Origin of the sequence: Celeribacter persicus, from assembly GCF_003050785.1 — a bacterium.
In the GTDB taxonomy this organism is placed as follows: Bacteria; Pseudomonadota; Alphaproteobacteria; order Rhodobacterales; family Rhodobacteraceae; genus Celeribacter; species Celeribacter persicus.
Window position 1 is genome coordinate 243598 of sequence record NZ_QAOH01000002.1, and the last position, 23951, is coordinate 267548.

General features: G+C 61.7%; 22 protein-coding genes. 14 read left to right on the plus strand and 8 right to left on the minus strand.

The annotated features are described in order from the left end of the window. Window positions 1-276 precede the first annotated feature (276 nt). Both C8N42_RS04200 and C8N42_RS04205 read right to left on the minus strand, forming a co-directional pair. Window positions 277-1461, minus strand: coding sequence for a MalY/PatB family protein (locus C8N42_RS04200; RefSeq protein ID WP_107815290.1), 1185 nt, complete (start codon window positions 1459-1461; stop codon window positions 277-279). Window positions 1462-1528: 67 nt separating this feature from the next. Next, complete coding sequence (locus tag C8N42_RS04205; protein WP_107815383.1) at window positions 1529-2302, minus strand: ABC transporter substrate-binding protein; 774 nt, start codon at window positions 2300-2302, stop codon at window positions 1529-1531. Between C8N42_RS04205 and C8N42_RS04210 the strand changes: the two genes are divergently transcribed. The 9 genes from C8N42_RS04210 to C8N42_RS04250 all read left to right on the plus strand — a co-directional run bounded on the left by C8N42_RS04210 (window position 2253) and on the right by C8N42_RS04250 (window position 12036). Further along, window positions 2253-4271, plus strand: a complete 2019-nt coding sequence (locus tag C8N42_RS04210) for a 3-hydroxyacyl-CoA dehydrogenase NAD-binding domain-containing protein (RefSeq protein WP_170109194.1) — start codon at window positions 2253-2255, stop codon at window positions 4269-4271. The two genes, C8N42_RS04205 and C8N42_RS04210, sit on opposite strands and share 50 nt — an antisense overlap. A gap of 33 nt (window positions 4272-4304) precedes the next feature. Beyond that, window positions 4305-5075, plus strand: a complete 771-nt coding sequence (locus C8N42_RS04215; RefSeq protein ID WP_107815292.1) for an enoyl-CoA hydratase/isomerase family protein — start codon at window positions 4305-4307, stop codon at window positions 5073-5075. Between the two features lie 567 nt (window positions 5076-5642). Then, on the plus strand, window positions 5643-6365 hold the full coding sequence (locus C8N42_RS04220; protein WP_107815293.1) for a GntR family transcriptional regulator: 723 nt from the start codon (window positions 5643-5645) through the stop codon (window positions 6363-6365). Between the two features lie 34 nt (window positions 6366-6399). After that, entirely contained in the window at window positions 6400-7395 is a 996-nt protein-coding gene (gene dctP / locus C8N42_RS04225; RefSeq protein WP_170109195.1) for a TRAP transporter substrate-binding protein DctP, read from the plus strand. A 76-nt stretch (window positions 7396-7471) separates the two neighbouring features. Further along, window positions 7472-7984 (plus strand): TRAP transporter small permease, encoded by a 513-nt coding sequence (locus C8N42_RS04230; RefSeq protein WP_170109196.1) that lies wholly within the window; start codon window positions 7472-7474, stop codon window positions 7982-7984. Window positions 7985-7996: 12 nt separating this feature from the next. Then, a complete protein-coding gene (locus C8N42_RS04235; protein WP_342747963.1) occupies window positions 7997-9310 on the plus strand; it encodes a TRAP transporter large permease in 1314 nt (437 codons plus the stop codon). Between the two features lie 75 nt (window positions 9311-9385). Further along, window positions 9386-9883, plus strand: coding sequence for a V4R domain-containing protein (locus C8N42_RS04240; RefSeq protein WP_107815296.1), 498 nt, complete (start codon window positions 9386-9388; stop codon window positions 9881-9883). A gap of 3 nt (window positions 9884-9886) precedes the next feature. Further along, window positions 9887-11302, plus strand: coding sequence for an FAD-binding oxidoreductase (locus C8N42_RS04245; protein WP_107815297.1), 1416 nt, complete (start codon window positions 9887-9889; stop codon window positions 11300-11302). Then, on the plus strand, window positions 11299-12036 hold the full coding sequence (locus C8N42_RS04250) for an HpcH/HpaI aldolase family protein (protein WP_107815298.1): 738 nt from the start codon (window positions 11299-11301) through the stop codon (window positions 12034-12036). The genes C8N42_RS04245 and C8N42_RS04250 overlap by 4 nt, the downstream gene beginning before the upstream one ends. On the opposite strand, the gene C8N42_RS04255 is transcribed toward C8N42_RS04250, so the two are convergent. The 6 genes from C8N42_RS04255 to C8N42_RS04280 form a co-directional block, all read right to left on the minus strand. Continuing rightward, a complete protein-coding gene (locus tag C8N42_RS04255; RefSeq protein ID WP_170109197.1) occupies window positions 12037-12534 on the minus strand; it encodes a flavin reductase family protein in 498 nt (165 codons plus the stop codon). It abuts the gene before it with no gap. Between the two features lie 11 nt (window positions 12535-12545). Next, on the minus strand, window positions 12546-13463 hold the full coding sequence (locus C8N42_RS04260; RefSeq protein WP_107815300.1) for a LysR family transcriptional regulator: 918 nt from the start codon (window positions 13461-13463) through the stop codon (window positions 12546-12548). 48 nt (window positions 13464-13511) lie between these two features. Next, window positions 13512-14705: an acyl-CoA dehydrogenase family protein gene (locus tag C8N42_RS04265; protein WP_107815301.1), complete on the minus strand. Its 1194-nt coding sequence runs from the start codon at window positions 14703-14705 to the stop codon at window positions 13512-13514. Window positions 14706-14889: 184 nt separating this feature from the next. Further along, on the minus strand, window positions 14890-15696 hold the full coding sequence (locus tag C8N42_RS04270; protein ID WP_107815302.1) for an SDR family NAD(P)-dependent oxidoreductase: 807 nt from the start codon (window positions 15694-15696) through the stop codon (window positions 14890-14892). After that, a complete protein-coding gene (locus C8N42_RS04275; RefSeq protein WP_107815303.1) occupies window positions 15693-16535 on the minus strand; it encodes a fumarylacetoacetate hydrolase family protein in 843 nt (280 codons plus the stop codon). The genes C8N42_RS04270 and C8N42_RS04275 overlap by 4 nt, the downstream gene beginning before the upstream one ends. 2 nt (window positions 16536-16537) lie before the next feature. Further along, a complete protein-coding gene (locus C8N42_RS04280; protein WP_107815304.1) occupies window positions 16538-16963 on the minus strand; it encodes a cupin domain-containing protein in 426 nt (141 codons plus the stop codon). Window positions 16964-17351: 388 nt separating this feature from the next. Here C8N42_RS04280 and C8N42_RS04285 point away from each other — a divergent pair, with 388 nt between their 5' ends. The 5 genes from C8N42_RS04285 to C8N42_RS04305 all read left to right on the plus strand — a co-directional run bounded on the left by C8N42_RS04285 (window position 17352) and on the right by C8N42_RS04305 (window position 23949). Beyond that, on the plus strand, window positions 17352-18140 hold the full coding sequence (locus tag C8N42_RS04285; RefSeq protein ID WP_107815385.1) for a cyclase family protein: 789 nt from the start codon (window positions 17352-17354) through the stop codon (window positions 18138-18140). A gap of 13 nt (window positions 18141-18153) precedes the next feature. Continuing rightward, complete coding sequence (locus C8N42_RS04290) at window positions 18154-19728, plus strand: phytoene desaturase family protein (protein ID WP_107815305.1); 1575 nt, start codon at window positions 18154-18156, stop codon at window positions 19726-19728. Beyond that, window positions 19725-20171, plus strand: coding sequence for a MarR family winged helix-turn-helix transcriptional regulator (locus C8N42_RS04295; protein ID WP_107815306.1), 447 nt, complete (start codon window positions 19725-19727; stop codon window positions 20169-20171). The genes C8N42_RS04290 and C8N42_RS04295 overlap by 4 nt, the downstream gene beginning before the upstream one ends. A 71-nt stretch (window positions 20172-20242) precedes the next feature. After that, window positions 20243-22387 carry a thiamine pyrophosphate-dependent enzyme gene (locus tag C8N42_RS04300; protein WP_107815307.1) on the plus strand — a complete coding sequence of 715 codons (2145 nt, stop codon included), beginning with the start codon at window positions 20243-20245 and terminating at the stop codon, window positions 22385-22387. Between the two features lie 11 nt (window positions 22388-22398). Beyond that, window positions 22399-23949, plus strand: coding sequence for an indolepyruvate oxidoreductase subunit beta family protein (locus C8N42_RS04305; protein ID WP_107815308.1), 1551 nt, complete (start codon window positions 22399-22401; stop codon window positions 23947-23949). Window positions 23950-23951: the final 2 nt, after the last annotated feature.

Below are 23951 nucleotides of genomic sequence, written 5' to 3' on the forward strand. Positions count from 1 at the left end.
ATGCTGTGTCCCTTGAGATCACTATAACGAGGGGCGGCCAATCCGACGTTTGATGAATCGGGAAACCAGCTTTACGACCACCGTTCACATGCACGCCTGACAAGGGCTTGTATCGTTCGGACTCTCTCCATAACGCATACGTTGCACCAATCATCTCAAGCGAAATTCCTGCATGTCGACAGACATACAAAAGGACCGGAACCGATTTGCCGGCTCCGATCCCATCATGTTGGCAGCGTTTCAGACGTGGTCGTCTTGTTCCCGCTCAGAGAACCGTCAGCCCCCTGCTGTTTCGAGGCAAGCCGCACGCAGGCGTGTAAGCATCTCGCCCAGAATGTCGGGAGCGGTCGAAAAATTCAGACGTATCCACCCTTCGTAGCCTTTGGCAAAGCCCTCTCCCTCACTGAAGCCCACTCGCGCAGTGTCGAGAAAATGCGCTGAGGCAGGTCGGTCGAGCCCAAGCCCACGGCAATCTATGAAAGCCAGATACGTGGATTCAGGCAGGTGCAACGACAGGCCGGGCATCGCGGCAACGGCTTCGGCCACCGTTTTCCGGGCGGTTCCGAGATAGCTCATCGTGGTGTCGAACCATTCATCTCCATCGGTCCAAGCGGCCGTGCTGGCGTCGATCGCCGTGATGGCGGGCTTGCCCATGAGCGCCTTGGGAATGGTTTTCTCGAAACGGTCACGCAGGGCCGGAGCCCCGAAATGCATCAGTGCGAGACGCAAGGCCGGGGTCGTGAAGGATTTCGTCGCCGAAGTTGCCGTGACGGTCCGTGCCGCAGCCCCCGACGACAGGGTGGCAAGCGGGATATGCCGAAAGCCCGGATAGACAATATCGGCATGAATCTCGTCGACGAAAACGATGAGATCGTGCTTCTCCGCAAGTTCGGCAACGGCGGACAATTCCTCGACCGTCATCACCCGACCTGTCGGATTGTGCGGGTTGCACAAAAGGATCATCCGGGTGCTGTCGTCAATCGCGGCCTCCATCGCCTCGAAATCGAACCGAAACCCTTCGGGAGTCTCACTCATGGGACAGTCGATCAGCCTGCGGCGGCTGTCCGTGATGCAGGAGCGAAAAGGCGGGTAGCACGGGGTCGGCAGAAGGATTCCGTCCCCCTCCTCCGAAAAGCTCAACAGGGCTGCGACACAGGCCTGCATGACATCGGTCGCCACCACCACATCCGCAGGATCGACCTCCCAGCCATGACGGCGCGCGGCCCACCCGACCCAGGCCTCCGCGGCGATCCGTTCCGCCGGGATCGCATGACGTCTGGGATAGCCGTAATCGCGCTGACGCACAGTTGCCTCGATGGCCTCCTGAACCACATCGGCGGCTTTCAGGTCCATATCCGCGATCCACGCGGGCACCACCGTGTCCGGAAAGCGTTTCCACTTGGAATTGCGGCGCGAACGCAGGAATTCGGCATCGAGAAAGAGATCGTCTTGCAGGTTCATCGGGAAGCTTCCGGAAATAGGGAATGAAAATACAGGGGGCCGCGCCCGGCAGCCCCCGGAACAACCGTCACTCAGCCGGTTTCATGTCGAACGCACGGAGCCAGTCGTCCGGACGCGCTTTCCAGTCGACCCCCTTGCGCACCGCATAAGTCGTCGGCTGGGAGTAGAGCCACAGCATCGGCGCGTAATCCCGCATATGCACGGTGATTTCCTTGACCAGCGCGGCTTTCTCTTCCTCGGTTTCCGCGGCGAGATAGGCTTCGTAGAGCTTGTCGTAGTCCGGGTCCTTGGCCTGGTTGGAGGCCCCGGCGGAGCGGAAATAGATCAGGAAACCACGCGCCGACATGTCATAGGCGGCATAGCCCAGAAAGCGCATCGGCCCGGCTGTCTCGGCATTGTTGCCAAGTTGGATCAGCGTCTGAATCGGCATCTGTTCGATCTCGACCTTGATCCCGACCTGACCGAGCTGCGCCGCCACGACCTGAGCGATCTGATCGCCGGCGACATAGGCACCCGTCGGAACCTGAAGGGTGGTGGAGAACCCATCGGGATAGCCCGCTTCCGCCAACAGCTCTTTCGCCTTTTCCGGGTCGTAGGGATAAGGGTCCAGATCCGGGTTGTAGCCGGTATAGATCGGGCTGAAGACCTGCCCGTTCAACACAGAGCCATAGCCGCGCAGCAGGGCCTTGACGATGACCTCCTTGTCGACCGCATAGTTCATGGCCTGACGCACAAGCTTGTTGTCGATGCCTGGTGTGGTGGTGTTGAACCACAGGAACACAGGACATAACATGCAACGCAGCGACAGTGCCGTTTCGGACGGGATTTTCGAAATCGTCATCGACAATCCCCCCGTCAACGCCGGAACGCAGGCGGTTCGCGCCTTCGTACTTGAGGCCTTGCAAGACGCGGCAAAGAGCGCGGCACAGGCGGTGGTGATCCGTGGGAAAGGCGGTAATTTCGTTGCAGGCTCGGACCTGCGGGAATTTTCCGGTCCTCTCGCCGCCCCGCAATGGCCCGAGGTCTTCACAGCCATTGCCAACCTGCCCATGCCGGTGATTGCCACCATCGAAGGCGCCGCCTTTGGCGGTGGTTATGAGCTTGCACTGGCCTGCGATGGCCGGATCGCAAGCCCGGACGCCATACTGGGACTGCCGGAAGTGGCTCTGGGCATCGTGCCCGGCGCTGGGGGCACCCAGCGCCTGCCCCGCCTGACAGGACGCTCTGAGGCGATCCGGCTGATCTGTGGCGCGGTCCGGGTTCCGGCCGAGGAAGCGCTCAGACTCGGGATGATCGACCGGCTGGCTTCGGAAGACCTGCTGTCAGAGGCAAAAGATTTCGCCCTGTCCCTGCCCGGCAAGCAACCGCTCGATGCAAAGCCCGTTCCCGAGGAGCCAGATCAACAGATTGAAGAGGCCGCAGCGCTTGCATTGAAGAAAGCGCGCAGCAACCGTGTGGTTCGGGAGGCGATTGCACTGATCCGCAGCGCCGGTCAGGGCGATGTTACGGAAAACCTCGCCCGGGAACGCGAGGTTTTCCAGACCCTGCGCACCGGCGACGAAGCCGCAGCGCTGCGCTATCAGTTTTTCGCCGAACGCACCGCCGCCAAAAGCCTGCCCAAAGCCAGCCGGGCCGCGCGCCTGTCCCGCGTCGGTGTCCTAGGCGCGGGAACGATGGGGGCGGGGCTAACCGCAAGCTTGCTGGCGGCAGGGAAATCCGTGACGCTGGTCGATATTGCAGAAACCGCACTGGAAAAAGGGCGCGAAACGGCAGTTTCCGCGCTCAATCGTCTTCTGGCCCCCGATGACATGGCCGAAGCGATGGCCCAGCTCCGAACCAGTTCAGAACTCGGCGCGCTCTCCGAGTGCGAAATGGTTATCGAGGCCGTGATCGAAGATGCCGGGGTGAAAACAGCCGTGCTTCAGCAGCTTGGCACGGCCCTGTCCCCCTCTGCGGTTCTGGCGTCCAACACCTCCTATCTCGACATCGCAACCCTCGCCAAGGCAAGCGGTCGCCCGGACCGCTTCCTCGGGTTGCATTTCTTTGCGCCCGTCCCTCAGATGGCGTTGGTCGAAATCGTGCCGCTCCCCGAAACCCTACCGGAGGTATGCGCAACAGCTGCCCGGCTGGTACGAGATATGGGCAAGATCGCCGTCAAGGCCGGTCCTTGCGAAGGGTTTCTCGGCAACCGGATTTATGCCGCCTATCGCGCCCAATGCGAATTTTTGGTCGATGAGGGGGCGATGCCATGGGACGTCGATGCAGTGCTCCGGGCTCAAGGGTTTCGCATGGGTGTGTTTCAGGTCGGCGACCTGTCCGGGCTCGACATCGGCTGGGCGTTGCGCCGCAAGCGCGATGCGACCCGCGATCCGGCGGAGCGCTATGTCGATATGCCCGACACGCTCTATGACATGGGCCGGCTCGGGCGCAAGACCGATGCCGGATGGTATCTCTACAACGCGGACAATCCGCACGGCGCGCCCGATCCCGAAATCGAGGCTCTGATCCGCGCGCGGCGTCGCGCCGGACAGAGCGTCCCTGATGCTGAGACGATCCGACGTCGCGCGATGGGGGCGATCCTGAACGAAGCCGCGCTGGCCTTTGCCGATGGCACCGCGAGTGCCGCCTCCGATATCGACGTGGTTCTGGTCAACGGCTACGGCTTTGCCCGCGACAAAGGCGGTCCGCTCTGGCAGGCCGCCCGTCTTTGCGCGACCGAACGCATGGCGATGATCGACGCGGTTGCCGTGGCCAACGGCCCCACCTTCCGACGCGGCCCGGTCGAAGATTTGATCGCCGCCCTCCATTGACCCTGCCTTTCGCTTTCATCAAGGAACAGCCAGATGGCCAAATTTCACAGCACCGAGATCGCCGATTTCATCGCGACCGTGACCATCGACCGACCGCCGGTCAACGCACAGAACCGGGAGATGCGCGAAGAGCTCATCGCCAGTTTCGACGCTCTGGGAGAGCGGGAAGACGTGCGTGTGGTGATCCTCACGGCCTCCGGCAAATTCTTTTCCGCCGGTGCGGATTTGAAAGAACGACAGACCTTCACAGGAGCACCGGGGGAATATACCGCGCACAACCGGATGACGCGCGAATTCTTCTATGCCGTCCGGGACTGTGCCAAACAGGTGATCGCCGCCGTGAATGGTCCCGCGATCGGGGCGGGGTTTGCACTGATGCTGGCTTGCGACATTATGTATGCTACCGAAGACGCGTTCTTTTCCATGCCCGAGATCGACGTGGGTCTGGCCGGTGGCGTCAAATTCATCTCCGAGCATTTCGGCAAATCGCGGACCAATGCCATGTATATGACCGGGCGCCGCTACCCGGCCTCCGAGCTTTACCGGCTTGGGATCATCGAGGCCGCCCTTCCCGCCGATGAAATGTGGCAGGAGGTCCGCAAGACCGCTGCGAGCATTGCCGCCAAAAGCCCCTATGCCATGGGCCGGATCAAGGTCTCCCTCGGAGTGATAGATGAAATGCCTGTGCGGGAGGCCTATCGCTACGAACAGTCGATCACCGTCGATCTGGCGAAAAGCGAAGATGCCAATGAGGCGCAACGCGCCTTTCTCGAAAAACGCAAACCGGTCTTCAAGGGGCGCTGAGGATCAGGGCGGGTCGCAAAACTCCGCGCGCTCCCTCCGGACTTGCCCCGTCCCGTCACAAAGGCGACATGGCGATCCCAGACAAGTAGAATCGTGGCGCAGCGTCTCGTCTATGTTGTGTTGCGCCGCCATGAAATTCGCCTATTCCAGTCCTTTCAACACGCACGTTGCAATAGCGTGTGTCGGGGGCAGACCTTGTTTCCGACGAAGGGCTTCACGTTACGGATGTGTGATGCCGGTTTATCAGGACACGTTGCGACGGCAGCACGATTCGATCCGCCCGGAGCCGCATATCCACGCGGCGCAACTGACGATGTATTTCCCGGAAACGCGCACCCCGAATCCTATTCGGCCTAAATTTCATTTATGATCCGGATAAATCATATTGAGAATCCCCAAACAGCATAAAATTAAACCTTCGAAAAAAGAAATATTAATGCTTTGTTATTTATGAATTTTATAAGAATCCCCACAAAACAAACAAGTCAAAACTCACGATCTTCACAAAAAATCCTTGCACTATTTATTTTATATTTAAAAGTATACCAAGAAACATAAGAGGGCACCATGCCACGCCGAAGCCGCACAAGCTCCCCCTTGGCCGACCGGGTTTACGACGGTCTGCTCGACGATCTGACCAGCCGCCGTCGCGGAGCCGGGGATCGTCTGGTCGAAGCCGAGATCGCCCGCGAGATGGACGTATCCCGCACACCGGTGCGCGAGGCGCTTTCGCGGCTTGAAAACGACGGGCTGATCACCGGAACACGACCGGGCGGCTATGCCATCATCACCCCATCCATCGACGACATCCGCGAGATTTTCGACATCCGTCGGGCGCTCGAACCCATGGCCTTCGCCAGTGTGGTGCGCGGCGGCGATGCGAGCGGAGATATTGCGATCACCGAGGCCCTCGCCACACTGCGTCAAGCCCGCACGATGCCGGAAGCGATCCACGCCAATATCGGCTTTCGTGGTTTCTGGATCGAACGCATCGCCAACCGGCGGCTGCGCGAAACACTCAGACGTTTCGACATGCAGGTACAGATCGTCCGCGCCGCGACGCTCTACACCGAAGAGGCCCGCACCACTGCCCGTGACGGCGCCGCCCGTCTCGCACAAACCTATCTCGACCGCGACGCAGAGGCCGCAGAGACCGCAATGCGCGCCTTCGTCGAAGACGCCTTTCGCTATTTCGAACGGGCCGATGCGGAAAACCTTCTGCATACCCGCACCGAAGACCGTCCCGTTCCGGGACCAAATCAACCCAAACAACAATCGGCCAACGATTGACCCCCTGCCCACGCAGAGCAACAGAGAGGATACCATGTCCAAATCCCGTCTTTTCAAAACCCTCGCCTCGGCGGCACTGTTTGGCCTGTCCGCCATGGCCGCCCAGGCCGAGGATGTGATCCGCGCCGTGACCTTCACCCCGGCGCAGGTCTCTTTCTCGCAGAACTTTCAAAAATTCGTCGATCTGGTGAATGAGCGCGGCAAGGGAGTCGTGCAGATTCAGGTGATCGGTGGCCCCGAAACCATCCCGCAGCCGCGTATGGGCGAGGCGCAGAAGAACGGCATCGCCGATATGTTCCTGCTGCCCGCCGGGCTCTATCTCAACATCGTGCCCGAGGGTGAGGCCTTTGCTGGCTCCAACCGCGATCCGATGTCGGTGCGCGCAGATGGCGGCATCGACCTGATCAACGGCATCTTCCACGAGAAAGCCAACGCCCATGTGCTCGCCCATGTCGATGGCGGTGCGGGCTTTCACCTCTGGCTGACCAAGAAACCTGGCATCACCGAAGACGGTCAGGTCGATCTGACCGACATCCGCCTGCGCTCCTCGCCGCTCTATCGCGCCTTCCTCGAAACCCTTGGCGCCACCATCGTCGTGCAACCCGCCGCCGAGGTCTACACGTCGCTCGAACGCGGCGTCGTCGATGGCACCGGCTACCCGATTTCGGGTCTTCGCGACTATGGCTGGAACAAATTCCTGAAATACCGCCTCGATCCGAGCTTCTTTCAGACCGATGTTCTCATCACCATGAACCTCGACGCCTGGGAAGGTCTCTCCGATGAGGCCAAGAACATCGTCCAGCAGGCCGCCATCGACCACGAGAAATCCTCTTTCGACGCCAATATCGTGCTGAACGAAGAGGAAGGCAAACTTCTGGCCGAAGGCGGGATCGAAACCATCACCCTCACCGGTGAACAGGAGACCCTGTTCCTCAAGACCGCCTATGACATCGCATGGGCCCGCCTGAAAGAGCGCGATCCGGCCAACCACGATGCCCTCAAAGCGATCTTTTTCGAAGAGATCGAATAAGCCTCACAGCTCACGCGCGCCCGCCTGTCCGGGCGCGCCTCTCCCCTTTCCCGAGCCCCTGCCCCGAGGATCTCCCATGTCCGCCGCCCTGTCCCTGCTCGATGCGCTGTCCAAACTGATGTTCTGGATCGCCTGCGCTCTCGTCGTGATGATCGTTTGCGTCGTCACCTATGACGTCGCCTCCCGCAACCTCGGCCTGCCCACCGCCATCTGGGCGGTGAACTCCGTCGAATATGCCATGCTGCATATCACCTTCCTGTGCTTTCCATGGCTGGTGCGCACCCGCGGCCATGTCTGCGTGGAAGTGCTTCTGACCTACCTCCCCGCAGGGCTGCGCCGCCTTTGGCAGGCGGGCCTTCAGATCCTCGCCGCCCTGATCGCCTTCTATCTCATGTATCACAGCGGCAAATCCTTCTTCGAAGTGCTCACGGACGGCTCCTATGAGGTCCGCGCCTTCGATGCGCCGATGTGGATGCTCTACGCCTCCATGCCGCTTGGCTTCGGCCTCGGCGCGCTGCAATTCCTGTCCTTTTTCCCACGTCATGAAAGCTTCTACGGCGCCCCGCCAGAAGCCCATGCCGGTCTGTAAGGAGACACGCTCATGATGGACTGGACCCTCTCCATTGCGATCCTGATCGGCGGGCTGATGCTGTCGATGGGGATCGGCCTTCCCGTCGCGCTCGGATTTTTCCTGATCAACGTCGTTGGCGTCTTCCTGTTCATGGGAGGCGCACGGGGCATCGACCAGATGATCTCGAATGCCACAATGGCGGTCTCGACCTATTCGCTCGCCCCCGTGCCGCTGTTTCTGGTCATGGGATCGCTGTTCTTCCACTCGGGCCTCGCGCGCCGGGTGCTGGACGCGATCGACGTGCTGATCGGTCGACTGCCCGCCCGCCTGTCTTATCTCACCGTCACCTCCGGCACGGTTTTCGCCGCCCTCTCCGGCTCGTCTCTGGCGAACACCGGCATGCTCGGCTCGCTGATGGTGCCGGAGATGATGAAGCGCGGCTATAAGAAACATATGGCCATCGGACCGATCCTTGGCTCCGGCGGTCTCGCCGTGATCATCCCGCCCTCGACCCTGGCGGTGCTCTTCGGCTCTCTGGCCCGTATCGACATCGGCGCGCTTTTGATTGCCGGGCTTCTCCCCGGCGTGGTGCTCGCCTTCCTCTATGCCGGACTGATCTTCGCCCAGGCGAAACTCGATCCGGAGGCTGCGCCGAATTACGAATACACTCCCCTGCCACTGATGAAACGCCTCGGCATTTTCGCCCGCGACGTGGTGCCCATGGTGGTGATTGTCATGGCTGTGGTCGGCTCGATCCTCACCGGCGTCGCCACCCCCACCGAAAGCGGCGCGCTCGGCATCGTCGCCGTTGCGGTTCTGGCCCTGCTGTTTCGTGCCCTCGACTGGAAGGCCGTCACCGACGCCATTCAGGATGCCGCCCGTGTGACCGGCATGACCTTCCTGCTGATCACAGCCTCTTCGACCTTTGCCCAGCTTCTCGCCTTCTCCGGCGCGTCCTCCGGGTTGGTCCGCTGGGCCACCTCGCTCGACATGGGGCCGACGCAGACGCTTCTGGTCATGGCGTTGATCCTTCTGGTGCTCGGCATGTTCATGGATCAGGTCTCGATGATGCTCATCACCCTGCCGATCTTCGTCCCGCTCGCCATGTCGCTCCAGTTCGACATGGTCTGGTGGGGCCTGATCATGCTCCTGATGCTCGAAGTCAGTTTCACCACCCCGCCCTTCGGCCTCCTGCTTTTCGTCATGCACGGGGTCAGTCCGCCGGGAACGACATTGCCTGAAGTGGCCCGTGCAGCCCTGCCTTACATCCTTTGTGTCTTCCTGCTGATCGCCCTTGTGATCCTGTTCCCGACGCTTGCCACCTTCCTGCCGTCGCTGATGTGATGACGGGTCCCCGCGCGCCCGCGATTTCCGCTCTCCTCCCCGCGGGCGCGCGCCAAATTCAGAAAGACCTTCCCGATGAGTTTCCGAGACCGCCTCTCCTACGCCCCCGATGCTGGCACCTATCACGACGGCGCCATGCGCTATATGTTCATCAAGCCCGAAGCCGTGATGGGCATCCTCCACGCCCTGCCGCCCGAGTTGCGTCCAACCGTGATGGAGGCCATGGCCGAAAGCGTTTTTGTCAACGGCGGCAAGTCGGCACAGACTTACAAAGCGCAGGGTGCCGAGGCCGCGCAGGCGCTCCTGGATGTGATCCGCGAGACCTCCGGTCAGCTCGGCTGGGGCCACTGGACCCTGACGCTCACGGGCGCGGCGCTAACGGTCGAGGTCGAGAATTCACCCTTCGCCGAGGGGTTCGGCCCCTCAGACATACCGGTCTGCGCGCCGATCCGCGGCATGCTCCGCGCGGTCTCCGGCATGATTTTCGGGACGCCTTGCGAAGTGACTGAGACCGCCTGCGCCGCCATGGGTGCGACCCGCTGCACCTTCATCGCCAAACCTAAGGAGGTCTGACAGATGGCCGAGCAAACTCCGACGCAAATCCGACAGTCGTTTCTGGACCGTTTCGGCCCGCAGGTCATCACCGTGGGCGAGGACATCCCGGCGAAATATCACCACGACTGGGCCGGATTGCCCCCGGTCACTCCGCTGGTTCTCGCGCGTCCCTCAACCACCGAAGAGGTCTCTCAAATCATGGCCTATTGTCATGAAAAGGGCGTTGCCGTGGTGCCCCAGGGCGGTCTCACCGGCATCTCCGGCGCGGCCCAGCCGGATGCGGGATCCGTGGTCCTGAGCCTTGAGCGGTTCAACCGGATCGAAGAAATCGACACCGCCGCAGGAACACTCACGGCGGGCGCGGGCGTGATCCTTGAGACTGCACAAAAGGCCTGCGAGGACAAGGGCCTGATGCTCGGCATCGACATCGGCGCGCGCGGCTCCTGCCAACTCGGCGGCGTGCTCGCCACCAACGCGGGTGGCAACACCGTGATCCGTTACGGCATGGCCCGCGATCATGTTCTGGGCCTCGAAGTCGTGCTGGCCGACGGCACCGTCCTCGACGGTATGAACACCATGCTGAAGAACAACGCGGGGCTCGATCTGAAACAGTTGTTCATCGGCACCGAGGGCCTTCTCGGCGTGATCACCCGCTGCGTATTGCGCCTGCATCCGCTGCCGCCCGCGCGTGCCACCGCCTTCGTCGGATGTGCCGACACGGCCTCTGTCATCGCGCTGCTCACAAAGACGAAATCCACCCTCGGTCCGATGCTGTCGAGCTTCGAGGTGATGTGGCCAAGCTTCTTTCACTACATGTCGAAAGCCACCGGATTGGGCTCTCCGCTTGAGGGCGAACACGGCGCCTATATCATCATCGAAGCCACAGGGTTCGACGCCGAGAGCACCCGCACCGCGATGGAACACCTGTTCGAGCAGGCCTTTGCGGAGGACCTTGTCGAAGACGGTGTGCTCGCCAATTCGGTGAAGGAAGAGCGCGCGCTCTGGGCCGTCCGCGAAAGCCCCGCCGAATATGAAACCGTGCTCGGTCCGGTCATTCCATTCGATGTCGGCATTCCGATCTCGCGCATGGGCGAAGCGGTCGACACCCTGCAAGCGGGGATCAAAGCGCTCTACCCCTCCGCCCGCGCGCTCTCCTATGGTCACATCGGCGATTCCAACCTGCACCTCGTTGTCAACGTGCCCGAATTCGGCAAGGACCAGCCCGACGGCCCGATCAAGGCCTTTGTCTATGACACGGTGCGCAAGCTGGGCGGTACGGTCTCGGCAGAGCACGGTATCGGCGCGATCAAACGCGATTACCTCAGCTATTCACGCACGGAACCCGAGATTGCCCTGATGCGCGCGATCAAGGACCTGATGGACCCGAAAGGCATCCTCAATCCCGGCAAGGGCTTTGATCGGGAGCGGGATACATGAGCCTGCGCGACAAGATCAGGAACCACCAGCCGCTCCGCGGCATCTTCCTCGGCCTGCCCACCCCCATGGCGGTGGAGATCGTCGCGGGGGCCGGGCCGGATTTCCTCTGCATCGACACGGAGCACAGCCCGATCGGGCCGGACCTCTTGACCGATATGATCCGGGCCTGCGACCTTGCGGGCATCCCCGCGCTCGTGCGCACCCGCTCCGCACAAGCCTTTGACATCGCCGCCGCACTGGATGCCGGCGCGGCGGGTGTGCTGATCCCGCATGTCTCCGATCCGGAAACCGCTGCCGCCGTGGTCCGTGCCGCCCGCTTTCCGCCCGAAGGCTGCCGTGGCGCAGGTCCTGCGCGCTCTGCAAAATACCTGCGCGACATTCCCGGCTCCATCGCCCGCGCCGCACGCGAGACCGTGGTCGCGATCCAGATCGAAACCGTCGCCGCCGTGGACCGGGTTGCCGATCTCCTTGCCGTACCCGGCCTCGATCTCGCCTTCATCGGCCCCGGCGACCTGGGCGTGGATCTTTCGGCCCGTCCCGAGCGCGAAGAAAGTCTGGAGACACTGATCGGCACCGCGCTCTCGGCGACCGAGGCCGCTCAGATTCCCGCAGGTATTTTCACCGCCGACCGCGAGGCCTCGCGCAACTGGCTGAAGCGACTGGCATTCGTCATCGAAGGTTCGGACGCAATGCATCTCTCAGAGGCGACGGACACGGCCTTCGCCCCGCTCTGATCAACCGGCTTCCTGCAAGCGATGGAACCGGGCATGGGCGTAGACCAGCGCCTTGCCCGCTTCCGGTCGCAGCCGCGCCTCCTCGATGCGACCGATGAACACCCGATGACTGCCGTTGTCGCTCTCCGAGGTCACGGTACAGGCCAGCGAGGCCAGCGCAGTGTCGAGCGACGGCAGCCCCATGTCGAACTCCGACCATGCCCCTTCCGCGAATTTCTCAGCCCCGCGCACGCCGCCCGCCCCGGCAAAGCGCATCGCCAGAGCGTCACCGTCCTCGGCCAGAAGCTGCACGGAGAACTGCCCCGCGCGGGTGATCTCGGCACAGGCCTCCACCTTGCGGTTCACACAGATCAGAAGGCTCGGCGGCTCATCGGTCAGCGAACAGACGGCGGTGGCCGTCAACCCGCGACGCGCCGGACCCGCCCCCACGGTGATCAGAGTCACCGCGCCGGGAAACAGCGCCATGGAGGTGCGAAAAAGCTCTTTGGTGATCGCCATGTCAGCGTTCCTTATCTTCTTGTGTCTTCGGTCAGGGCGCTCACGATCACGCCGCGCAGCCATGTGATCCCGGGATCGGCGGCGAAGGAGTCATGTACCCAGAGTTTGATGTCGTAGGACGGCAGGTCGAAAGGCAGATCGCGGGTCGCGAAACCTTCGAGCCGTGCGGCAATGGATTGCGGGAAGATCGCGACATAGTCGGTCCGCCGTATGATCTCCGGCACCACGGTGAAATGGTCGAGCCGGGCCTTGACCCGATAATGAACACCCATCTGCTGTAACAGTGTGCGCCCCATCTGATAGCCCGTCGCCGCCCGGCTGACATCGAGAAACGAGAGACGGACGAAGCGCTCCTCGGTCAGGGGCTCGGCAAGCACCGGATGTCCCTCACGAAACAGGCAAACCAGACGGTCAGTGACCAGCAACTGCCCCTGGCACGGGGCCTGTTCGAGATCGGGCAGATAGCCGAGCGCGAGATCGGCCTGACCGCTGCGGAGCGCCGATTCCATCTCTTCGGGCGGCACACGAAACGAGGTCAGCTCCACATCCGGCGCTTGCTTTTCCAGCACGGACAGGATGCGGGCCAGCGAAAAGAACTCCCCCGTGTCGGTCATCGCGATGCGAAACCCGCGGCTTGAGGTGGCGGGCCGAAAACTGCCGCTGTCCTGAAGCGTCTGTTCCAGAAGCGAAAGCGCCGCCTCGAACGGTTCGCGCAACCGGGTCGCGGCCTCCGTCGGCTCCATCACATTGCCCACCCGCAGGAACAGCGGATCGTTGAACTGCTCGCGCAGCCGTTTCAACCCGTGCGAGATCGCAGGCTGCGTCAACCCGAGCCGGGTGCCCGCCACCGTCAGGCTGCGCACATCCCAGATGGTCAGGAACACCTTGATCAGGTTGAGATCGAAACGGGTCGGACGCGGGTCTGTCATAAGATCAGCGGATCACATTCGGCACGAAATGGAAAGCCGATTAGGCCCTCAGGGATAGCCGCGCGGCGGCTCAAGCCCCGCAAGCACCCGCCCTGCGGCCTCGATGGTGACCTCAGTCACCGCGGCGTGCTGGGTGACCACCATGGCGTCGCGCAGATGGCGCTGCATCGGGTTGTGTTTCGAAATCACCCCCATGCCCGCGATTGTATAGCAGCGCTGCACCACCTCGGCCCCACGCTGCGCCGCATTGGTCGCACTCAGCCGCAGCATGTTGTTCTCCTCAAGCGATACCGGATCACCGCGCATCAGACTGTCCCAGGCCTGCTCTGCGGCATCGTAGAAAAATGCCCGCGCACCGCGCAGTTTCGCCTCGCATTCCGCCAATCCCTGTAGGAAATAAGGCCGGTCGCAAAGCCGGGAATGTCCCACCGCGATCTTCGCCGCGCCAGAGACGGATGTCGCCGCTTCAATGGCCGCCCGCGCCAGACCGAGGTTGCAGGCGGCATGAACCTGCGCCTGATAGGCCATGGCGGGGTATCTGTAGAGTGGCTCGTCGATCACGCCAGGCGCGCCGCGTTCGCAAATCCAGAGATCGGAATAGAACTTGTCCGTGACCGTGGTGTCATGGCTGCCTGTGCCCTGCATGCCGGAGACCTCCCAGGTCTCGATGATCTCCACCTCATCCGCCGGGCAGACCGCCATCATCACGGTCGGCGGCGCGTCGGGCTCGGAGCCCTGTGGCACGCCCTCGATACCGACGCCGATCCAGTCCGCCCCCATGCAGCCGGAGGCGAATTTCCAGCGCCCGGAGACATTCCAACCGCCCTCCACGCGCTCGGCTTTATGCACCGGGTGCAAACCTCCCGCGAAAACCTGATCCGGGCTGTCCTTGTACATGATCGCTTGCGCCTCTTCCGGCAGAGCCGCCGTATAGGTGTTTGCCGAGCCAAAAGCCGCGATCCACGCCGCCGAGCCGTCTACCGTGCCGATGGCATCGACCATCTTGAGGAAATGATGCGGCGCGATGGCGTCGCCACCGAATTTCGCGGGGGTCGCGGAGCGGAAAATCCGCGCCTTTTTCATCAGATCGACAATGTCACGCGGAATGTGGCGCAGGGTTTCGAACGTTTCACGCCGCGCGGCGATCTCCGCCAGAAGCGTCTTGAATTCCGGGGTTTCGGTGAGCGTCGCCGGATCGAAAGCAACCTCGGGTTCGCGGAGCTTGGCAGCGGGAAGGGTCATGTGCGTGTCCTTTGTTTTGTCCCTCTCATGACAGCGCAAATCATTTCATAACTCAAATTTATTATCATAATTTTACGAATAGAAATACCTAATTTATATGGCGTTATCTATTGTTATAAATACAAAATACCCTTCACCCCGTTCGGAGCGAAGGGCAGACTTGCTTTGACCCTCATGCAATTCTTCAGAGAATGCCGGTCTCTTTCGCCACACGCCGATAACCCGCGCCAGCCGTAAATCCGCCGTCGATGACGAAATCCTCGCCGGTGATGAACGCGGACGCATCTGAGGCGAGAAACAGCACGAGCTGAGCCACCTCATCGGCCTCCCCCGCGCGGCTCATCGGCGTCATCCCGATCATCGGGCCGAGGTGTGGCGAGTTGCGATTGAGATCGGTGACGATCAGACCGGGACAGATCGCATTGACACGAATGCCATCTTCGGCAAACTCCATCGCCGCCGTCCGGGTCAGCCCCCGGATCGCCCATTTCGACGCCGTGTAGGCCGGGTCGTAATGGCCGGAAAAGGCGCTGTTGGACGAGATGTTCACGATAGAACCGCCCCCCGTCTCCGCCATTAGAGGCGCGGCCAGCTTCACACCGATGAAGGCGCCTGTCGCGTTGACTTCGACCACCTTCTTCCACTCATCGACAGACATATCCGTGATGGTCTTGCGGTTGATAATACCCGCGTTGTTCACGAGGATGTCGAGCCGCCCGGTCCAGTCGCGGATCAGCGCCAGAGCCTCCAGCCATCCGGCCTCGGAGGTCACGTCGAGCTTGAGGAATTTCACATCCCGCCCTTCGGCAGCGAGGCGCGTGGCCAGAGCCTCGCCCTCATCCACCAGCACATCGCAGATCAGCACAGAAGCCCCCGCCGTGGCGAGCAATTCGGCCTCGACCGCACCCTGCCCGCGCGCAGCACCTGTGACCAGTGCCGTCTTGCCGGAAAGATCGCTCATTGCGTCCTTGAGTTTCGCGAAATCGCTCATGCCTGCACCATCCTTTGTCTTTGTTCACCGAGGCCCGTGGCCCCGAGCGTCACCACCTGACCGGGTTTGAGAAACACCGGCGGTTTCATTCCAAGCCCAACCCCCGGCGGCGTACCGGTGGCGATGATGTCACCGGGTTCCAGCGTCATGAATTGCGAAATATAACTGACCAGCGTGGCAACACCGAAGATCATTGTGCGGGTGTTGCCGGTCTGGCGGCGCTCACCATCGACGTCGAGCCAGAGGTCGATATTCGCGATATCGGCAATCTCATCTTTCGTCGCCAGCCACGGACCCACCGGGCCGAAGGTGTCATGCGACTTGCCCTTGGTCCATTGCCCGCCACGCTCCGACTGAAACGCCCGTTCGGAGACGTCATTTACCAGAACATAACCCGCCACATGGTCGAGCGCTTCGGCCTCGGACACATATTTCGCGCGGGTGCCGATGACGACGCCCAGTTCGACCTCCCAATCGATCTTTTCCGAACCGCGCGGAATCTCCACATCGTCATTCGGCCCACAGATCGCGTTCGACGCCTTGGCAAACAGGATCGGCTCCGCAGGCGGCTCCTTGCCGGTTTCCTTGGCGTGATCGGCATAGTTCAGACCGACGCAAATGAATTTTCCCGGACGTGCAATTGCAGACCCGAAACGCGGGTTGCCCTCGACCTTCGGCAAGGACGCAGGGTCGAGCGCGGCCAGAGTTGCAAGCATCGAAGGGGCCAGAGCGGCCCCGTCAATGTCGGACAGATGGGCGGAGAGATCGCGGATCGCGCCCTCCCCGTCCAGCAGGCCGGGCTTTTCGGCCCCGGCCTCACCATATCGCACCAGCCGCATGATCAGGCCCGACGGTAGCCTTCCAGCGCCTCGTCCGGCACATCCGGCAGGTTGGTCACAAGGTTGTCCGGCGTCCGGCAGGTCAACCAGACCAGTTCTTCGGTCGTGGACATGTTCACCTCGACATGCGGCATGAAAGGCGGCACGAAGACGAAATCGCCCTCATACATGTCGATATATTCCTTGTAATCCTCGCCGAAATAGATCCGGCCATGGCCCTTGAGCACATACCCCCCGGTTTCGCATTCCTCATGATGATGCGGCGGAGAGCGGTGGCCCGGCTCATTGGAAACGCGGCCGAACCAGATTTTCGTGGCCGGCGTGTGCTGCGGGCTGACGCCGGATTTACGGACGCATTCGCCCGACTGCAACGTGGACTCGTCGAGCTCTCCGGCCCGGGTGACGACGGGAACGACTTGATCGCTCATTATGGGGATCCTCCCTGTGGAATGTGGCCTTTGGAATGTGGCTCGTTCCCGCCCGCCTTCTGCGTGCGGGAACAACATGAGCCAGCTTGCATATTTTATTTTAAACTTCAATCTTTTTTATTCTGGGAATTTCATCAATCTCCAGATGCAAAACTTAAGAGAGTCGCCGCAACATGGGGCTCCACCTTTTCAAAATCACCCAAAATACCGACTATGCAGGCGCAGAAACAGAAATTTTCGTCTATAATTTATGCAAATGCATAGAATTTTCCTCTTTGCATTTCGAGAATTTCTCTTTTCTTAATTTTTGGACTTGAAGTAAAAAATACATGCGCTTGCATACATCTAGCCCAAAACGCGACCAAAACAAACCATCAGGGAGCACATGATGACCACTCAGGACACCCTCGCACAGCTTGCGACCGGCCTGCTTTCCGGCGCAATCAAGGTGATCGACTGCGCCGCCGTTCTCGGCCCAAACACCCCGCTTCTGAAACTGCCGCCGGAGATCGCCGACGACACGCCACCGATCGAAATTCACAAAATCTCCGAATATGGCGACCGGGGGCCGTTCTGGGCGTGGAACTGGCTGAAACTCGGCGAGCACTCCGGTACGCATTACGACGCGCCGCATCACTGGATCACCGGCAAGGATTACCCGGACGGCGCGGTGGACACGATCGACCCGCAATATTTCGTCGCCCCCGCCAATGTCATCGACTGTTCAAAAGAGGCCGCCGCCGACCCTGATTTCCTTTTGACCAAGGACGCGCTGATCGCCTGGGAAAAAGAGCACGGCGAAATCAAGGAGGGCGAATGGGTGCTGATGCGCACCGACTGGGATCAGTATAACGAAGATGCCGACAAATTCCTCAATGCCAATGAGACCGGGCCGCACACGCCGGGGCCGTCCGTCGATTGCATCGAATACCTGATGGAGAAAAAGGCGCTCGGCTGGGGTACGCAATGTGTGGGCACCGACGCGGGAGCTGCCGGTGGGTTCGAACCGCCCTACCCGGCGCATAACCTGTTGCACAAGAACAACCGCTATGGCCTCGCCTCGCTCACCAATCTCGACAAGCTGCCGCCCAAAGGCGCGATCTTCATCACAGCTCCGCTCAAGATCGAGAACGGCACCGGCTCGCCGGTGCGCGCTCTGGCGCTGATCGCAGAGTAAGGGAACGCCGCGCATGACCGCCCCAAAAACCACTCCGGACATTGCGATCATCGGCTCCGGCATCAACGCGCTCACTGCGGGGGCGATGCTGGCCAAATCCGGCAAGAACGTCGCGATCTTCGAACGTGAAGACGTCGCGGGTGGCTGTATGCGCAGCGAAACCTTGGCCGAGGGGGTCACATACGATCCCCTCGCCACAACCTTCGTTCTTTGGGTGACCGGGGCGGCGCACGGGGTCTTGGGCGAGGACCTTGCGCGTCATGGCGTGGAATTCTGCGCCACCGATACGCCCACGGGCGTCCTGCTCCCTGATGGCAGGGCGCTCACCTACAAAATGGATCGCGCCACCAATGTCGCGGCTTTCAATGCGTCCCATCCCGGCGATGGCGACCAACTCGCCGCCGATCTCGACGCCTTCGCAGCCGACGCGGAATTGCTGTTCGGACTGATGGGCGGCGATCCGTGGTCGAAATCCACCGCCAAACTGCTCGCCAAAGAAGCGTGGAAACGCAAACCACACGGGCTGGCGGCCACCATGGGCGGCGCATTGCAGCCCATGCGCGGCTGGCTTGAGACCTCGTTTGCGTCCGATCTGAACCGCGCGCTCTGGGCACCGTGGTGCCTGCACGCGGGACTTGGTCCCGAGGCGTCGTTTTCCGGCCAGATGGGTCAGGTGATCGGCTTTGCCCTCGAACTCGCAGGAGCACCTCTGGTGAAAGGCGGCGCGGCCAATATGGTGCGCGGGCTGATCGCCATCATCGAGGAGCACGGCGGCACGGTCACGACCGGGGCCGAGGTGGCGGAAATCGTGATCTCGAACGGCACCGCGACCGGGGTGAAACTCGCCTCCGGCGAGGTGGTGAAAGCGGGCAAGGTGCTGGCCTCGACCACCCCGAACCAGCTTTATGAAAAACTCGTCCCTGTGCCGGAGCGCTGTAACGACCTGCGCAAATACCGCTACGGCAAGGGCGATTTCCAGCTGCATTACCTGTTGAACGGCCCCGTTAAGTGGAAAACGGAAGGGCTTGAAAGGGTGCAACTTCTGCACATCACGCCGGGATTGGACGGGGTATCGAAAGCGGGCAACGAGGCCGAGCGCGGCATGTTGCCCGAGGTGCCGACGATCTGCGTCGGCCAACCCTCCGCCGCCGATCCGACCCGCGCGCCCGAGGGCCAGTCGGTGCTCTGGCTCCAGCTCCCCGAAGCGCCCCGCATCGTCAAGGGCGATGCCAAGGGCGAGATCGACGCGCCCGCTGACGGCCAATGGACCGAGGCCCTGCGTGAGACCTATGCCGACCGGATCGAGGCCATTCTTGCAAACCACATCGGAGGCTTCCGCGACCAGATCGTCACCCGCCGGGCGGTGTCACCTGCCGATCTCGAAGGCTACAATATGAACCTTGTCGGCGGCGATCCTTATGGTGGAGCCTGCAACCTCGAACAGTTCTTCCTGTGGCGACCGTTTGCCGGCAGCAAGCGCCACGACACAGGCGTGAAGAACCTCTATCACATCGGCGCCTCGACCCATCCGGGACCGGGTCTTTCGGGCGGATCGGGTTTCCTGACCGCAAAGGAGCTGGGCGCATGATCGACCGGCCCGAGGAGCTTGAGGAGTTCACCCCCTACCTGATGAACCGCATCATGGCGCGCTACAACAAGGGCGTCGAGGCGGCTTTGAAAGAGGTTGGCGTGTCGGTCGCCCAAATGCGGGCGCTCGCCGTTCTGGCCGAGGGCGGTCCTTGTACGATCAACGAGCTTTCCGTGATGACGGTGATCAAGCAATCGACGCTCTCACGCACACTGGATGCGATGGAGGCGGCCGGGCTGATCCGCCGTGAGGCCGGGGAGAACGACAGTCGTATCCGCAAGATCCACCTGACCCAAACGGGGAAAGCCGCCTATCAGGCTGCCTGGCCCGCGATGGAACACATGCGCGACACGATGCTCGCCGCCCTCTCGGAAGAGGAACGCGAGACACTCAAACACATGCTGTCGCGGGTACTGCACGACATCCGTCACCACGATTTTTAAAGACAAAAGCCCACGCAAGGGCAAACGCACCACCGCCTGTGACACAGGCAAACCCATCAAGGAGACCACCGATGGCCGAAAGATCCTTCGCCAAGGAAGTCCAGAAACTCAAGAAAGGTAACGGGGAGGTCTTCACAGGCGAAGGCATCCTCGGCATCACCAAGGCATTGCTCGAAAACGGTGTCGGCTATGTCGGCGGCTATCAGGGCTCGCCGATCTCGCACCTGATGGACGTTCTGGCGGATGCACAGGAAATCCTCGGCGAGCTGGGCGTCCATTTCGAGGCCTCCGCCAACGAGGCCACCGCCACCGCCATGCTCGCGGCCTCGGTGCATTACCCGATCCGCGGCGCCGTGACCTATAAATCCGTCGTGGGGACCAACGTCGCCTCCGATGCTTTGTCCAACCTCGCCTCGGGCGGCGTCACCGGCGGCGCGCTCATCATCGTCGGCGAGGATTTCGGCGAAGGCTCCTCGATCATGCAGGAACGCACCTATGCTTTCGCGATGAAATCGCAGGTCTGGATGCTCGACCCGCGCCCGAACCTTCCGCGAATCACCAAGGCGGTGGGCGACGGTTTCGACCTCTCGGAAGCCTCGAACACGCCGGTGATGTTGCAGGTCGGCATCCGGTCCTGCCACGTCCACGGCCATTTCACCGCGAAGGACAACAAGCGCCCCGCGATGACCGTCTCGGACGCATTGGAGAACCCGCGCCGCGATCTCAACCGCATCGTCCTGCCGCCCGCGACCTACCTGCACGAACAGGAAAAGCTCACCAAACGCCTGCCCGCCGCGCAGAAGTTCATCATGGAGCGCGAGATCAACGAGCGCTTCGGCAAGGAAGACGCCAAGGTCGGTCTGATACTTCAGGGTGGCAGCTACAACACGGTGATCCGGGCGCTTAACCGGCTCGACCTCGCCGATCTCTATGGCGACACGGACGTCGACATGCTGGTGCTGAACTGCATTTACCCGCTGGTGGATGAGCAGATCATGGACTTCTGCGAGGGCAAGGACGCGGTTCTGGTGATCGAGGAAGGCCACCCGAATTACATCGAACAACAGATCGCCACCATGCTCTACAAGCGCGGCAAAACCGTGAAGCTCGAAGGCAAGGGCATCCTGCCGATGGGCGGCGAATACACCGGTCAGGTGATGGTCGACAGCCTCGGGGCCTTCTTCGCGCAATACGCGCCCTCAATGCTGCCGGTGGCGAAAACCGCCACCAACGAAGAGCCCGTCGCGATCCCCGATCTGTCGAAAACCCTGCCGGGGCGTCCGCCGGGGTTCTGCACCGGCTGCCCGGAACGACCCATTTTTGCCGCCACGAAACTGGTGGAGGAAGAGTTGGGCGAGCACCACATTTCCTCCGACATCGGTTGTCACCTGTTTTCGATCATGCCGCCCTTTGACATTGGTGCGACGACCATGGGCTACGGCCTCGGCCCCGCCTCCGCCGCCGCGTTTCACAACGAGAACAAGAAGGGCCGTCGTTCGATCTCTTTCGTGGGCGATGGCGGGTTCTGGCACAACGGTTTGACCAGTTCGGTCGGCAACGCGGTGTTCAATAAATCCGACAACGTGATCGTCATCGTCGACAACTTCTACTCGTCCGCGACCGGGGGGCAGGACATCCTGTCGTCCCGCGCCGTCAACAAAACGAAACAGACGCAGAACTCCATTGTCGAGGCCTGCAAGGGCATGGGCGTGAAATGGGTGCGTCAGGTGGATCGCACCTATGACGTGACCAAAATGCGCGACACGTTGAAAGAGGCGCTGACCACCGAGGAGGAAGGCCCGAAAGTCATCGTCGCCTCTTCCGAATGCATGTTGAACAAACAGCGCCGGGTGAAGCCGGAGATGGCCAAGGCCGCCAAGGAAGGCAAGCGCGTCGTCAAGCCGCGTTTCGGTGTCGATGAAGATGTCTGCACCGGCGATCACGCCTGTATGCGGCTTTCGGGTTGTCCGTCCCTGTCGGTGAAGGACACCGGCGATCCCCTGCGCGACGATCCGGTGGCGGCGATCGACCAGACCTGTGTCGGCTGTGGCAACTGTGGCGAAGTGGCGGATGCCGCCGTGCTCTGCCCGTCGTTCTATCAGGCAGAGGTCGTCACCAACCCGACCGCGACAGAGAAACGCCGCGCCGCGCGCGCCTCGAAAATCATCTCCTGGCTGCAAAGCCGCCGCGACGCGAAACGCGTGGCCTTTGCCTGAGGACACATACCATGAACATGCAAGCCAAACCCATCATCGCCCGCCGCTCTCCCGGTCCCGACGGGGAAAAGGTCATCACACTCGCGGCCCTTGCTGTCGGCGGTCAGGGTGGTGGCGTTCTCACCAACTGGATCGTCGATGTCGCCGAATTGAACGGCTATAACGCGCAATCCACCTCGGTCGCGGGCGTGGCGCAGCGCACCGGTGCCACGATCTATTACGTCGAGATGTGCCGCGATACGGGCCGCCAGCCGGTCTTCGCGCTCTCGCCCGCCGTGGGCGATGTGGACATTCTCATGGCCTCCGAGCTGATGGAAGGCGGGCGCGCCATCATGCGCGGGTTTGTGACCCCCGGTCGTACCACGCTCATCGCCTCCACCCACCGTATCCCCGCCGTGTCGGAGAAAATCGCCCCCGGCGACGGACGCGCCAACGGGCCGGAGGTGATCGCCGCCATGGACATCGCCGCCGATCATGTTGTGGCGTTCGATATGGAAACCGTCGCGAAACAGGCGGGATCGGTGATTTCCTCGTCGCTTCTGGGCGCTCTCGCAGGCTCCGGCGCATTGCCTTTCCCCCGCGAAAGCTATGAAAAGGTCATCCGCAAATCGGGTCGGGGTGTCGAGGCCTCTCTGCGGGCCTTTGGTGAGGCTTATGAAATCGCAAAGGGCAACAAACCCGCGCCGGTTTTCGAAGAGACCCCGGTCAAGCCCGTCCCGGTACTCAATGTGCCCAACAAGCTCAAAACCAAATGGACCGCACTTGAAAAGCGCCTGACCGCCCTGCCCGCCGAGGTGCAGGAGATGGCCGGTCTCGGTCTCCGGAAGGTCGTGGATTATCAGGACGTGGACTACGGCGCACAGTTCCTCGATATGCTGGACGAGATCGTGGCGCTGGATGCCGCCCCCTATGAGATGAGCGTCAGTGCCGCAAAATATATCGCCCGCGCACTCTGTTATGACGACATCCTGCGCGTCGCCGACATCAAGACCCGTGCGAGCCGGTTCGAGCGCGTCAAGGATGAGGTCGTGGTGAAGGACGATCAGGTCCTCATGCTCACCGAATATTTCCACCCGCGCTTCGAAGAATTCACCACCACGCTACCGAAGGGCTTGGGCAAATGGGTGCAGAGCAAAAAGGGCTTCGAGGCGTGGTACAGCAAGCGGTTTGACAAGGGCCGCCGCATCCGCACCGACTCTTTGCGCGGCTTCCTGATGCTCTGGCTCGTCTCCTCCCTGCGCCCGATGCGCCGCCGCCTCCTGCGCCATGAAAGCGAAATGGCCCATGTGGATCGGTGGTTCGCGACTGTGAAAGACGTGGCCAAAACCGACCGGGCGCTGGCCACCGAGGTTCTCGCCAATTACCGGCTGATCAAGGGGTATTCCGATACCCACGCACGCGGGCTTTCGAAATTCTCCCGCGTCATGGGCGCGCTCGACATGCTCAAAGGCCGCCAAGACGCCGCCGACTGGATGCGCCGCCTGCGCACGGCTGCACTCGAAGATGAAAAGGGCACGGCGCTCGATGGAGCGCTTGCCACGATCAAGAGCTTTGCGGGGTGAAT